Source organism: Streptococcus suis YS56, assembly GCF_000440115.1.
GTDB classification, from domain to species: Bacteria; Bacillota; Bacilli; order Lactobacillales; family Streptococcaceae; genus Streptococcus; species Streptococcus suis_L.
In genome coordinates this window covers 1-13,038 of the sequence record NZ_ALMY01000085.1, presented here as the reverse complement: position 1 = coordinate 13,038, position 13,038 = coordinate 1, and the positions used below count along the sequence as shown (strand labels likewise).

General features: G+C 43.6%; 12 protein-coding genes and 2 pseudogenes. 2 read left to right on the top strand and 12 right to left on the bottom strand.

The annotated features are described in order from the left end of the window. Nucleotides 1-5: 5 nt before the first annotated feature. The 12 genes and pseudogenes from typA to SST62_RS0110705 all read right to left on the bottom strand — a co-directional run bounded on the left by typA (nucleotide 6) and on the right by SST62_RS0110705 (nucleotide 12,359). Nucleotides 6-1,853 carry a translational GTPase TypA gene (typA, locus tag SST62_RS0110770; RefSeq protein WP_009909450.1) on the bottom strand — a complete coding sequence of 616 codons (1,848 nt, stop codon included), beginning with the start codon at nucleotides 1,851-1,853 and terminating at the stop codon, nucleotides 6-8. Nucleotides 1,854-1,985: 132 nt separating this feature from the next. Beyond that, on the bottom strand, nucleotides 1,986-2,978 hold the full coding sequence (gene asnA / locus SST62_RS0110765; protein ID WP_014637558.1) for an aspartate--ammonia ligase: 993 nt from the start codon (nucleotides 2,976-2,978) through the stop codon (nucleotides 1,986-1,988). A 95-nt stretch (nucleotides 2,979-3,073) separates the two neighbouring features. Further along, nucleotides 3,074-4,135: an MmcQ/YjbR family DNA-binding protein gene (locus SST62_RS0110760; RefSeq protein WP_029187346.1), complete on the bottom strand. Its 1,062-nt coding sequence runs from the start codon at nucleotides 4,133-4,135 to the stop codon at nucleotides 3,074-3,076. 17 nt (nucleotides 4,136-4,152) lie between these two features. Beyond that, nucleotides 4,153-4,251 (bottom strand): annotated as a pseudogene (locus SST62_RS1000000112470) (cell filamentation protein Fic); the annotation flags it as partial. Between the two features lie 134 nt (nucleotides 4,252-4,385). Then, nucleotides 4,386-7,037 carry a valine--tRNA ligase gene (locus SST62_RS0110750; RefSeq protein ID WP_029187345.1) on the bottom strand — a complete coding sequence of 884 codons (2,652 nt, stop codon included), beginning with the start codon at nucleotides 7,035-7,037 and terminating at the stop codon, nucleotides 4,386-4,388. Nucleotides 7,038-7,049: 12 nt separating this feature from the next. Further along, nucleotides 7,050-7,814: a DUF5710 domain-containing protein gene (locus tag SST62_RS1000000111945; RefSeq protein ID WP_079267493.1), complete on the bottom strand. Its 765-nt coding sequence runs from the start codon at nucleotides 7,812-7,814 to the stop codon at nucleotides 7,050-7,052. After that, nucleotides 7,804-8,208, bottom strand: a complete 405-nt coding sequence (locus tag SST62_RS0110740; protein WP_029187343.1) for a VOC family protein — start codon at nucleotides 8,206-8,208, stop codon at nucleotides 7,804-7,806. Before SST62_RS0110740 ends, SST62_RS1000000111945 begins: the two co-directional genes overlap by 11 nt. Nucleotides 8,209-8,444: 236 nt before the next feature. Further along, nucleotides 8,445-9,629 carry a helix-hairpin-helix domain-containing protein gene (locus tag SST62_RS0110735; RefSeq protein WP_029187342.1) on the bottom strand — a complete coding sequence of 395 codons (1,185 nt, stop codon included), beginning with the start codon at nucleotides 9,627-9,629 and terminating at the stop codon, nucleotides 8,445-8,447. Between the two features lie 83 nt (nucleotides 9,630-9,712). Then, nucleotides 9,713-10,099: a helix-hairpin-helix domain-containing protein gene (locus SST62_RS0110730; protein WP_029187341.1), complete on the bottom strand. Its 387-nt coding sequence runs from the start codon at nucleotides 10,097-10,099 to the stop codon at nucleotides 9,713-9,715. Between the two features lie 178 nt (nucleotides 10,100-10,277). Beyond that, nucleotides 10,278-10,532, bottom strand: a complete 255-nt coding sequence (locus tag SST62_RS0110725) for a DUF1912 family protein (protein ID WP_002943432.1) — start codon at nucleotides 10,530-10,532, stop codon at nucleotides 10,278-10,280. A gap of 165 nt (nucleotides 10,533-10,697) precedes the next feature. Continuing rightward, nucleotides 10,698-12,199, bottom strand: a pseudogene (locus SST62_RS1000000113035) (IS66 family transposase). Further along, nucleotides 12,156-12,359, bottom strand: coding sequence for a transposase (locus SST62_RS0110705; protein ID WP_029187337.1), 204 nt, complete (start codon nucleotides 12,357-12,359; stop codon nucleotides 12,156-12,158). The pseudogene SST62_RS1000000113035 and the gene SST62_RS0110705 overlap by 44 nt, the downstream one beginning before the upstream one ends. A gap of 144 nt (nucleotides 12,360-12,503) precedes the next feature. On the opposite strand from SST62_RS0110705, the gene SST62_RS0110700 reads away from it, so the two are divergent. Together SST62_RS0110700 and tnpB are read left to right on the top strand one after the other, a co-directional pair. Beyond that, entirely contained in the window at nucleotides 12,504-12,689 is a 186-nt protein-coding gene (locus SST62_RS0110700; protein ID WP_029187336.1) for a hypothetical protein, read from the top strand. Continuing rightward, nucleotides 12,670-13,038, top strand: a 369-nt coding sequence (gene tnpB / locus SST62_RS0110695) for an IS66 family insertion sequence element accessory protein TnpB (protein ID WP_029187335.1), incomplete at its 3' end; no start/stop codon positions are given. The genes SST62_RS0110700 and tnpB, both read left to right, overlap by 20 nt.

The window sequence follows — 13,038 nt, the reverse complement described above, 5'->3', positions numbered from 1 at the left end:
AGAAATTATTCCTCAGTCGCTAATTTTTTCTTTTTCGCAGCCTTATCACGCTCTGCCTTGTTCAAGATTTGCTTACGAAGACGGATAGATTCTGGCGTTACTTCCATGTATTCATCATCGTTCAAGAATTCTAGTGATTCTTCAAGAGTCAAGATACGTGGTGTCTTAATTACAGACGTTTGGTCTTTGGTTGCAGAACGGACGTTGGTCATTTGTTTTGCAGTTGTGATGTTAACTGTCAAGTCATTTTCACGCGAGTTTTCACCGATAATCATTCCTTCGTACACTTCAGTACCTGGGTTTACAAAAATGGTACCACGCTCTTCAATACGCATGATAGAGTATGTCGTTGCCTTACCTTGATCGATAGAGACAAGGGCACCACGGTGACGACCACCGATTTCACCTTGAACAACAGGCAAGTATTGGTCGAAAGTATGGTTCATGATACCGTAACCACGAGTCATTGAAAGGAATTCTGTTGAATAACCAATCAAACCACGCGCAGGCACTAGGAAAACAAGACGAGTTTGACCATTACCTGTCGCAACCATATCCAACATATCACCCTTACGCTCAGATAGGGATTGGATAACAGAACCTTGGTATTCTTCTGGAGTATCGATTTGCACACGCTCGAATGGCTCCATTTTCACACCGTCGATTTCCTTGATGATAACTTCTGGACGTGATACTTGAAGCTCATAGCCTTCACGACGCATGGTTTCAATCAAGATAGACAAGTGCAATTCCCCACGACCTGAAACAGTCCATTTATCTGGAGAGTCAGTAGGATCAACACGGAGAGAAACGTCTGTTTGCAACTCAGCCAAAAGGCGCTCTTCAATCTTACGAGATGTCACCCATTTACCTTCACGACCTGCAAATGGTGAGTTGTTGACCAAGAAAGTCATTTGAAGAGTTGGCTCATCGATACGAAGAACTGGAAGTGCCTCAACTGCATCTGTCGGAGTCACAGTTTCACCAACGAAGATGTCTTCCATACCAGAAACGGCAATCAAATCACCAGCTTTTGCTTCTTGGATTTCTTTACGCTCAAGACCGAAGAAACCAAAGAGTTTTGTAACGCGGAAGTTTTTGGTTGTGCCGTCAAGTTTAGAAAGGGTAACTTGGTCACCAACTTTAACAGTACCACGGAAGACACGACCGATACCGATACGACCTACGAAGTCATTGTAGTCCAAAAGGGATACTTGGAACTGCAAAGGCTCATCTGAGTTATCCACAGGAGCTGGGATATGCTCGATGATAGTATCGAAGATTGGTGCCATTGTTTCTTCTTGGTCTGCTGGATTGTCAGACAAGGAAGAAGTTCCGTTGATAGCTGATGCGTAAACCACTGGGAATTCCAACTGGTCATCATCTGCACCCAATTCGATGAAGAGTTCAAGCACTTCATCTACAACTTCTTCTGGACGAGCAGATGGTTTGTCAATCTTGTTAACAACAACGATTGGTGTCAAGTTTTGCTCAAGGGCTTTTTTCAATACGAAACGAGTCTGTGGCATAGTTCCTTCGTAAGCATCCACGACAAGCACAACACCGTCAACCATTTTCATAATACGCTCAACCTCACCACCGAAGTCCGCGTGTCCTGGTGTGTCCATGATGTTGATACGTGTTCCGTTGTAAGCTACTGCAGTGTTTTTAGCTAGGATAGTGATACCACGCTCTTTTTCGATGTCGTTTGAGTCCATGGCACGCTCATCCAATTGCGTACGCTCATCAAGAGTTTGGGATTGTTTCAATAATTCATCAACGAGGGTTGTTTTTCCGTGGTCAACGTGGGCAATAATGGCTACGTTACGGATGTCTTCTCTAAGTTTTGTCATAATATCCTCTGTATATTTTAATTTAACTAAAAAAGTATATCATAGATTGGCGTAAAAATCACAGATAATCTTGTTGTAAATGTTTTCAGATAGCAGATTGAAAGCAGAAGAAAAGAGATTGAAGCCAATCTCTTACAAAATATTCTCAAAATTATCGCGCACTTCTTGTGGCCAAACACTGGACTGCACTTCACCGATGTGTTTCTTACGAAGTAAGAACATGGCCAAACGAGATTGACCAATACCGCCACCAATCGAGAGCGGGAAGAGTCCATTTAAGAGGGCACGATGCCAATCAAATTCCAAACGATCCTCGTCACCTGTAATAGCGACCTGACGTTTAAGTGCTTCTTCATCCACACGAATCCCCATTGAGGACAACTCAAAGGCTGAACCAAGTGCTTCGTTCCAAACCAAGATATCTCCATTGAGTCCTTTGTAGCCTGCTTCTGATGGGCTTGTCCAGTCATCATAGTCCGGTGCACGTCCATCATGTGGTTTACCGTCTGCCAGTTCACCACCAATACCGATTAGGAAAACTGCACCGTATTCTTTGGCAACCACATTCTCACGCTCTTTTGGTGTCAAGTCTGGGAAGTTCTTGACCAAATCCTCTGTATGGATAAAGGTGATTTTTTTAGGCAAAACAGACTCAATGTCATAACGAGCTTCAACTGCCAATTCTGTCAGACGGATAGCCTTGTAAATCTGCTCCACTGTTTCTTTCAAATAAGCTAAATTCCGACGACCATCAGGAATAACCTTCTCCCAGTCCCATTGATCCACATAAACAGAGTGAATGGGATCCAAGGAATCCTCATCTGGACGAAGAGCCTTCATGTGAACAAAGAGCCCTTCTCCCTCATTAAAACCGAAACGAGCCAAGGTATGGCGCTTCCACTTAGCAAGTGAGTGAACCACTTCATAGGTCGCATCTGGAATCAACTTCACATTAACAGTAACCGCATTCTCCACACCGGACAAATTATCCTGCATACCATCCCCGACACGACTCAAAATCGGTCCTTGCACTTCTACGATTTCTAGCTTGTCTTTCAAATACTGCGTAAATGTATTTTTGACGAAAGAAATCTCCTCTTGCTGATGAATGAAGCTTTTCTTCATACCTACTCCTCCTCGTAAATTTATACACCTTATTATACTCTTTTTTACCTACTTGTAAAGTCTTTTTATTAAATATTCTGATAATTTAATAAAATTTAGTGATACTGATGAGAAATCCCTTCTCGTAAAGCATCAATCGCCTCTTTTGTCAAGCGTCTCGGACCACGCACCGCCCTGACTCCCAAATCCATCATGCGCGCTCTCGGCAAAACATCATCGGAAAACTGAGCGAGTAATTCCACCTGCATCAGTTTCTTTTCTGTAGGAATGTCTGATTCTCCATGATTTTCCAAGTTCGCTCCTAAGACACGACAAACATAACGAATGGCCTGTACTGGTGCCGTCACGTAGATGGCTACGAAGTCCCCAGCTTGAATGGTTGATTTTTGCGACCAATAGACTACCTTATTTTCCGCAAACTCGGTATCAATATCATAGACCTTTGGATTGGCTGGAATAACCCAGTAATCAGGCCCTTGATCCGCCTTGTAGGATTTTGGTCCTACCAGATAGCGGCTCTTCTCAAGGAGGGCTAAAATCGCTTCATCTTCCACAGTCTCATCCAGCAAGACCGACACCCAGGTCTTCTTTGACATGTGATAGGCAGGGTAAATGCCCGACTGGAACAGCAGCTCTGCTATTTCCCGACCATCGACCTTGAGATTGACGATTTCCACCTGCTCCTGCGACCCACTCCCGTCCAACTTATCTCTCGGAATCTGACTGACCAAAGCGTACCACTTGTTATTGGCAGGGTGGCGAAAGGCCCCATAGGTCGGCAACTTGGCAAAGGGATAGTCAGGCAGGTCACCCCACTGCTCCTTGATGAGCTGAGCTATGCGGTTGCTTTGATTTTGGGAAAATGGCAGAGCGACACAACAAGCCTCCTCTACCCGAGCCAAAATAGACTGATAGCTTTCTCTCACCTGGCCCACAAAAGCCCCAGCTGGCGCAGTCACCAGATGAGCGGTATAGACCTCCTCCATCTCACAATCCCAGACAAAGGAAGACAGCTGACCAGCCTCATCAACCTCTACCACCGCCTCAAACTGCCCCTCCATGAACACCTCACGGTAGATATACCGATTGCCGGAGAAGATGAAACCGAAAGGGAGGAGAGAGGGGAGGTTGATTTGGTAAGAATTAGTTTTGTTCATTATTTTCCTTACTACCTCATCCCATCCACTTTTTGCAGACCAAAACCCATTTCCCAGAGTTCTTGCTTGGCTTCGTAGGAAAGATTGGGGTTATCAATGTTGTAAGTTGCTTGCATAGACTCCTCCTGTTTGAATTTCTAGCCTTATTATACCACAAAAACCCAACCATTATAGGTTGAGTGCTATTTTATTTATACTTTTTTAAAATTCGGTTCGTTCTCTAAAAGTCTGAAATACTTGGTAGTTAGAACTATTCCATCAACTTCTTCATCTCTTCAATCCGCGCTACTGTCGCATCATACTTAGCTTGGTAGTCGGCTTGTTTTTCTTTTTCTTTTTCAACGACTTCTGGTTTGGCGTTGGCGATGAAGCGTTCGTTGCTGAGTTTTTTGCCGACCATGTCTAGTTCTTTTTGCCACTTGGCGAGTTCTTTGTTTAGACGAGCCAACTCTTCTTCGACGTTGAGGAGGTCGGCGAGTGGCAAGAAGATTTCAGCACCGGTGATAACAGCTGACATGGCTAATTCTGGTGCAACGATGCTTGAGCTGATTTCCAGATGTTCTGGATTTGTAAAGCGTCGGATGTAGTTTTCATTTGACTTGAAGAAGGTTTCAAGCTCGCTATCTGCCGTCTTAATCAAAATGGTAATCGGCTTAGAAGGAGCGACATTCACTTCTGCTCTGCTATTTCGCACCGAACGAATCAAATCCTTGAGGCTTTCCACTCCCTTATGTGCTTCCGCATTTTCAAATGCTGGGTTGACAACAGGGTAGGCCGCCACCACGATAGAGCCCTCTGCGTACTGGGCGAAGATCTCTTCCGTCACAAATGGCATGATTGGGTGGAGGAGGCGAAGGATTTGGTCCAGCGTGTAGAGAAGGACAGAGCGGGTCATGACTTTTTCAGCCTCGTTATCGCTGTAGAGCACCTCCTTGGTCAGCTCGACATACCAGTTGGCGAACTCTTCCCAGATGAAGTTGTAGAGGATGTGACCAGCCACACCAAACTCGAACTTGTCGAAGTTTTCAGTGACCTTGGCAATGGTTTCGTTGAGGTTGTGGAGAATCCAGCGGTCCGTCACGTTACCAGCCTCACCAGCTGCAACTTTGGCGACATTCTCACGCGCCGCATCCAAGGTCAAACCTTCATTGTTCATGAGGATATAGCGGGAAATGTTCCAAATCTTGTTGATGAAGTTCCAAGACGCGTCCATCTTCTCGTAAGAGAAGCGAACATCTTGACCAGGGGCAGAGCCGTTTGACAGGAACCAACGCAAAGCGTCCGCACCGTATTTCTCGATGACGTCCATTGGGTCGATCCCGTTTCCGAGCGACTTGGACATCTTGCGACCTTCTTCATCACGAATCAAACCATGGATCAGCACGTTCTTGAATGGCTGACGGCCTGTGAACTCAAGCGATTGGAAAATCATCCGCGACACCCAGAAGAAGATGATGTCGTAGCCCGTTACCAAGGTTGAAGTTGGGAAGTAGCGCTGGAAGTCCGCCGCATTTTCGTCTGGCCAGCCCATGGTTGAGAATGGCCAAAGGGCAGAGCTGAACCAGGTATCTAGGACATCCTCATCCTGTACCCATCCGTCACCTGCTGGAGCCTCTTCTCCGACGTACATTTCGCCAGATTCGTTATACCATGCTGGAATCTGATGCCCCCACCAAAGCTGACGAGAGATAACCCAGTCGTGTACATTTTCCATCCATTGTAGGAAGGTATCGTTGAAGCGTGGTGGGTAAAATTCTACCTTGTCAGCTGTATCTTGGTTGGCAATGGCATTTTTAGCCAATTGGTCCATTTTAACAAACCATTGAGTTGACAAGCGTGGCTCGACTACCACACCTGTACGCTCAGAGTGTCCAACGGAATGCACACGGTTTTCGATTTCCACAAGGGCACCCAGTTCTTGCAACTTCGCAACCGTTGCCTTACGAGCTTCAAAGCGGTCCATGCCTGCAAATTCACCCGCCAACTCGTTCATGGTACCGTCGTCGTTCATAACGTTGACTTGTGGCAGATTGTGGCGTTGACCTACGAGGAAGTCATTTGGATCATGGGCAGGTGTAATTTTCACAACCCCTGTACCAAATTCTGGGTCTGCGTGCTCATCCGCAACGATTGGGATTAGCTTGTTTACGATTGGCAGGATAACATTTTTGCCAATCAAGTCCTTGTAACGTGGGTCTTCTGGGTTAACCGCCACCGCAACATCACCGAATATGGTTTCAGGACGGGTTGTCGCAACTTGCAGACCACGTGAGCCGTCTTCCAGCATATAGGTCATGTGGTAGAATGCCCCTTCTACGTCCTTGTGGATAACCTCGATGTCAGAAAGGGCTGTGCGAGCCGCCGGGTCCCAGTTGATGATAAATTCGCCACGGTAGATCCAGCCTTTTTTGTAGAGTTCTACAAAGACCTTGCGAACGGCTTTCGACAGGCCTTCATCCAGCGTGAAGCGGTCACGTTGGTAGTCCAAAGATAGCCCCAACTTGCCCCATTGCTCACGAATGGTCGCTGCGTACTCATCCTTCCATTCCCAGACTTTATCGAGGAATTTTTCACGACCCAAGTCATAACGGGTCACGCCTTGCTCACGCAAGCGTTCCTCAACCTTAGCCTGAGTGGCAATCCCCGCGTGGTCCATACCTGGAAGCCAGAGGGTATCAAAGCCCTGCATGCGTTTTTGGCGGATAATGATGTCTTGAAGGGTGGTATCCCAAGCGTGTCCCAAGTGCAACTTACCAGTTACGTTTGGCGGCGGAATGACGATAGAATAAGGCTTCGCCTCCGCATCGCCTGACGGCTTAAAGACATCTTGGTCCAACCAAGTTTGGTAACGACCAGCCTCAACCTCGGCTGGATTGTATTTTGGTGATAATTCTTTTGACATTAGTTTTTTCCTTTACTTAATAGTATGCAATTCTTCATAAGCAACACAATCGTTATTTGATTCCGTTGATAGAACAAGTTCTTCTATTTCCCCATATTTTAAATAAGCAAAATCGTTACTACTCCATCCTACGTCCCATTTTACAATCAAATCATCTTCGATTGGAATCATTTTAATTTTTAGCTTATTCATTCTACTTTCTAGCTCAGCTCCTTCAACACAAGTAGATAATGGACTATCTGGTTCAGAAAATAAAAACCAATTTCCTTGTAAAACATTACAGTGCTGACAATAGTTAGCAAAGATGTTTTTGCCAAGCGTTTTAGAATACGTCATTTGGACAAAATAATGTTCTTTTAAATAATTCAATAATTTAGGAGGTATATCGGATTCTTTCTCAGCCCAAGCTAAGTGTACCTCTTCTCCTATCTCCATAGAATCTTCAATAATTTCGATTTCTGCACTATAGAGTTCTCCAAAAACATGAACGTATTCACCTATTCCTAATCCCACAACTAAAGTAGGTTGCTTACATTTCCAGCATTCTTGATGTCCCTCAATAATATATAGATAATCTGTTGCGATAATAACATCATCGCTTCTTTTCAATAACCATTTTGAAAATCTAATATATTCTTCTCTTTCACACTGAGTGTACCATTTTTTCATTTGTGGATGCCATTTAGCCCCTAACCGTTTAACTTCATCTTTTTCAGAGTAAGGAACATTCAAAAATAATCTCACAGGCAATCCTCCTTCTAAAATATTAGTATTCAACTCGGTTTTCTTCCTCCCCCACCAACTCTATCTTAATCCCATCTGGGTCTTCCAAATAGAGGGCATAGTGGTCTGGTCCTCCTGCATGTGGATAGCGGTCATCGTAGAGCAGCTTGACTCGTCTGGTCAAAAATTCCTTCCGCCATTGGTCAATCTCATCAGGTGTGCCCACATGAAAAGCTAGATGATTGAGACCTGTACGGCACCGGTGATAACCTGCCTCTAGGAAGTCCTTTGGCGTTTGGACAAAGACCAGGTACTGCTCTGCTTTTTTATAGGACAGCCCTTTATCCCACTCCTGATAGAGCGAGTAGCCCAGCTTGGTCAGAAGAAAATCGTAAAATGCACGTGAGGTTGCCAAGTCTGAAACATATATTTCAACATGATGTAGCATATCTTCTCCTTTCCAAATGAAAATCCCTGCCTAGACTTGCTAGACAGGGACGAAGTTATTCCGCGGTACCACCCTTGTTCAGATAAACTATCTGCACTTTGCTTATTCGATTCATATCATCAGCAACCAGTTTTGACATTTGTGCGGATTTCTCAGTACCACCGCTTCCTGTGACAAATGGGGCTCAAAACACCTCTGAATAGCCTTATTCTATCAGAATATTCAAGAAAAAGCAATCATTTCTCTTTTTTGAAAACAACACCATTTTCCTTTAATTTTTTGATTGTTCCTGGGCCGATTCCTTTTATGGACAATATTTCCTGCTCTGTCTTTTTCTTAAAATCAGCCTTGCTATGTATCCCTCCGTAAAAGAGATTTATTGCTCTTGAATGTCCTATCCCTTCTAAAAATGGTTCTTCCAAAAATTTTCTAAATTTCTTAGGAGAATTTGGCAATGTATTCGCATAGGATTCCGCCAAAGCAACCATTCCCTCAACTAAAAACGGTTTTGTTTCTAAGAACATGGTTGCGGTATTTAAAGCGATATAGATAGAGTGAACCGTGTATGGTTTGTAAAAAGTTAATTGGGTGGACACACTCACAAGATCCAGCCAACTGTCTGATTGAAAGGCCTCAACCGCTTTGCTATTTAAGTCAGCTAAGCGCTTAAACAACTCTTCCGCCTTTGTAAATTTTCCTTGTAATAACTGGGCCATAATTTGATAAACCAAAACGCCATCGTCCTCCCAGTTCTTCTCAAGTGACCACTGATACAGACTTTCGATTTCATCAAATTGATACAAATGAAGATAGGTAGCTAACATGGTATGAAAATAGCCCGGTGGAAATCCTTCCTCAATTTTAGAACGAAGAAGTTCAACCAGTTTTAAGGCTAAATTTGAAAAACCGTTAATCAAGTAAATTTCTGTTAAAAAACCAAACATTTGCAAGACTGGTCTAGCCTCAATGGAAAACCAATCGGAATAATCTAGTTCTGCCCAATGTTCAACTATTTCATCTTGTATCACCAGCATTTTCTCTAAATATGCTCGATCAATCACTCCATCCCCAGTTTCCAACAATAATTGAAATTTTGCATCCAGATAATGAGGATAAGTTGCAAGCAGTTTTTTTAACTCTCGAATGCGGTGCTTTTTCTGGGATATTTCCATAATCTCCTCGAACCACTCCGTTTCCGCATCCTTACTTCCTGCCGCATACAACAGCTCTCTTAGTTCATCAATATAAAACTCATCATCTGTTACAAAAAATCCTCTAGTCAACTCCAATGCTTTACGCATATCTGTTTGCGACAATTGGCTTAGATAATTAGGAGATTGAAAATCACTAAACTGTATAATATTATCTCCATTATGTTTAGCGTGTCTCATCTCTTTCTTCCGATTTTTCTTCTTTGCCATAAGTCTTTCTCCTTGAATATTCTAATTCCATTATAGCAAGAGAACAAGAAAAAACCAACTAATTTCAGTTGGTTTCTGTCATATTAAACTTTCAACTCAATCCCTTTTTCTTTCAACTGCTTGATGGTTGCAGGACCGATACCTTTAAGGGCCAAGAGCTCTTTTTCTGTATGGTTTGCAAAATCAGCCACAGATTGAATACCTGCTTGGTAAAAGGTTTCCAAACGTGCTGCCGCAATGCCTTCCAAGTCCGGAAGTGCCAAAAAGTCTTCCAATGAAGTCGCTGAAGAAGGCACCTCTGCTGCAACTTCTTTCACTTGTTCCACAGCATGCTCTACTACAGCCTCAGCCTTGTGAGCAACTGTCTCTACTACCTCTGCAGCCCTTTCAAGACCTACACGGCCTGCACGTTTCAAGTCTGCTAATTGTTTTTTCAATTGTTTTTTTCGATTTACTTTTTTCTTTGCCATGTTAACTCCTTTCTCCTTAGAACCTGTACTCACAAGTAAAGTGCCTATATATAAGAAATAGTTTTTCACTAATCAAGGCCGTTTTTTGAGGAAATACTGACTGTATTTTGAAAAAAACAACGATGAATAGCTGAAGAACTAGCCTTAGATAGAAATGCTGAACTGTGAATATAGTTTCTTAATAATGCCTTTGACCAAACAACTCATCTGGTAAATCATGAAAACCTTTGCCAGCATGGTAGTTGGCAAATTTCCCTTGAATGAATCGATAGGCATCCAGCTTGCTCTCATAACGAATATAAGCATCCGCTGCACGCTCATCTTTATCTTCTTCCAAGACACGACGACTTTCTTCAACCGCCATCTCGTTTACCATGACCTGAGTGTTGACCCAAGCTTCAAATTCCTTTAAAAATTCTTGTTCTTTTGTCATTATTTTCCTCTTTCGCCTGCTTCGATTGAAACACACCGGTTTATTATACCATATTTTCTAGAAAACACAAGAAAACCCTAACTGTAACACAGTTAGAGTGTAACCGCCCAATAACAAAGTGTATTGAAAAAGGCTCCAAAGTCCTGTCGACTCTGGAACCTTTTTCTATTTACACGCTCTCTTAATTTTTTCCTTCCATGGTAAATAAGCCTCTAGCACCTCTTTTTTTGCGAGCGTCTCCTCATTAGGTAAGTGTTCTAGAAGATAAGTCATATATTTCTTTGCATCAAGACCATGTCGTTTAGCAGTTTCCAAAAGACTCAGAATGACAGCTGTCGACTTGGCTCCTTCAAAGCTTTGAGAGAATAACCACCTTCGCTTTTTTATTTCTAGGCTCAGGCTGAAACAGTCCACTGGACTGTTTCACTCCACCCCATCACCAAGGTCTTCATAGCCCTCTCAGCCATATTGTTAGACAGGACTAGGTCACCGTCCGAGAGAACGGTTCGGAAGGTGGTTTCGTATTTGAGGCTATACTCCATTGCAGTGCCCAATTTGGAGCCTGGCAAGACAGCCTGATTGTGACACCAATCAAAGAACTCGTCCATCAAGGGAGCCAACTCTGTCTGACGTTTATGTAGCCGTTCCTCAGTAGACAAGTCAGCCCAGTCATTCTCCAAGGCAAACAGGCGGTCACAATAGGCTAAGCCCTTGGCTCCTAAAGAAGTCCTGTCTGTCTTCTTAGGAGTCGCCTCAAAAAACTTTCTCCTGACATGAGCCCAACAGCCAACCAGCTGTGCCTTGTCTAACTGCCGATAGGCCGACAGCGGTTCGCAGTTAACCAAGCTTAGCGTCGCTTCGCTCCTAAACCTTGGACTGCTATCGCATAGGCAGAACTAAAGGACTAAAGTCCTAAGTTACTGCCGTAACATATCACAATGTACGTAGCCCGCATAATCCCCAAGAAATTCCTTTACAACCAAGCCACTCCGTCGTTTGTCATGATGATAGAGGGTGACGCCCTTTTTCTCATGTTTCCCAGACAAGAAGGTCCAGTAGAAGGTCAACTGGCTATCATTTTCCAAGACCTTGTAGGAGGTTTCATCCGCATGGAGAATAGGCTGTTTCAGTAATTTCTCGTGCAATAGGTTATAAATCGGCTCGAAATAATACTGACTAGACTTGATGTGCCAGTTGGCTATTTCCTTCCGACTGATTGGCAGACCAAGCTTATGCCAGTCCTCTTCCTGACGGTAATTAGGCACCTTAAGATTGAACTTCTGATGAATAGTATGGGCGATGATAGAAGCTGAACCCAAGCCGTGTGCCAAAGGTGCCTTAGGAACTGGAGCCTTGATAATCTTATCGCTCAGATTCGTCTGACTACAAGCCTGACACTTGTATGCGTGCTGAACATGGTCAATCCGCTTTAATTGTGCGGGAATGAAGACCAACTCTTGCCGTTGGACAGTAGAACCAATCTCTTTCAACTGTCCATGACAGTCTGGACAAGTGCAGTCTTCGCCCTGCAATTCATGATGAACAATCTCTGGAGTGAACTGACTAAAAATAGCCTGACGAACTCCCTTAGCTTTCTTGCGTTTATAGGTGATGGTCTCCGTTTCAACTGGGTAAGTCAGCTTCTTCAGGGAGACTTTCCTCCCCAAACAAGCTCAGCTGACCTGGTTGATACACAACCTTCTCTGATGATTTTCCGTAGAGTTTCTGTCTCAGATACTCAATCTGTTCACGAAGGAGGGTAAGTTCATTAGCCATCATCTCTATCGTTTTTGACTGTGTTTCAATAATTTTTTCTAGTGATGACATAACCAATCTCCTTCTTTTTATCTCATTATACACAAAGAAAAGCCATGATTTCAATAGAAATCGTAACCGCCTAATAACAAGGTATCTATCTAATCACTCCCTCCTCCTGTATACTGTGAGAAAAACATAACTGGAAGATTTATCATGTCACACCCCATCGTCCCATTGACTATTCCCCAATCTCGCCGTGTTGAGAAGAAAGGTAGAAACGATATTCTGATGAAAATTCGTCTCGGAAAAGTAGAAGTCACTTTCTTCCAATCTATCAACCATGAAGTAATGGAAATGATTTTGGACAAGGTACTGCACTATGACCATCCGACTCAGTGATTTAGGTCAAGTCTACTTGGTTTGCGGTAAAACGGACATGCGTCAAGGGATTGATTCTCTCGCCTACCTTGTCAAAAGTCAATTCAATCTGGATCCCTTTTCAGGTCAGGTCTATCTCTTCTGCGGAGGTCGAAAAGACCGATTCAAAGCTCTTTACTGGGACGGACAAGGATTTTGGTTACTTTACAAACGTTTTGAAAATGGAAAATTGACCTGGCCAAACAATGAAGAAGAGGTCAAGGCTCTAACTTCCGAGCAGGTGGACTGGCTCATGAAAGGATTTTCGATCAATCCAAAAATAAATGTTTCAAAAAGTCGTGGGAGTGGGAAAGAACTCGACCAGACGAAA

Excerpts from the sequence above, each read along its gene's own strand:
- typA (WP_009909450.1), bottom strand. The coding sequence starts at position 1,853 with ATGACAAAACTTAGAGAAGACATCCGTAACGTAGCCATTATTGCCCAC.
- asnA (WP_014637558.1), bottom strand. The coding sequence starts at position 2,978 with ATGAAGAAAAGCTTCATTCATCAGCAAGAGGAGATTTCTTTCGTCAAA.
- SST62_RS0110760 (WP_029187346.1), bottom strand. The coding sequence starts at position 4,135 with ATGAACAAAACTAATTCTTACCAAATCAACCTCCCCTCTCTCCTCCCT.
- SST62_RS0110750 (WP_029187345.1), bottom strand. The coding sequence starts at position 7,037 with ATGTCAAAAGAATTATCACCAAAATACAATCCAGCCGAGGTTGAGGCT.
- SST62_RS0110740 (WP_029187343.1), bottom strand. The coding sequence starts at position 8,208 with ATGCTACATCATGTTGAAATATATGTTTCAGACTTGGCAACCTCACGT.
- SST62_RS0110735 (WP_029187342.1), bottom strand. The coding sequence starts at position 9,629 with ATGGCAAAGAAGAAAAATCGGAAGAAAGAGATGAGACACGCTAAACAT.
- SST62_RS0110730 (WP_029187341.1), bottom strand. The coding sequence starts at position 10,099 with ATGGCAAAGAAAAAAGTAAATCGAAAAAAACAATTGAAAAAACAATTA.
- SST62_RS0110725 (WP_002943432.1), bottom strand. The coding sequence starts at position 10,532 with ATGACAAAAGAACAAGAATTTTTAAAGGAATTTGAAGCTTGGGTCAAC.
- SST62_RS0110705 (WP_029187337.1), bottom strand. The coding sequence starts at position 12,359 with ATGTCATCACTAGAAAAAATTATTGAAACACAGTCAAAAACGATAGAG.
- SST62_RS0110700 (WP_029187336.1), top strand. The coding sequence starts at position 12,504 with ATGTCACACCCCATCGTCCCATTGACTATTCCCCAATCTCGCCGTGTT.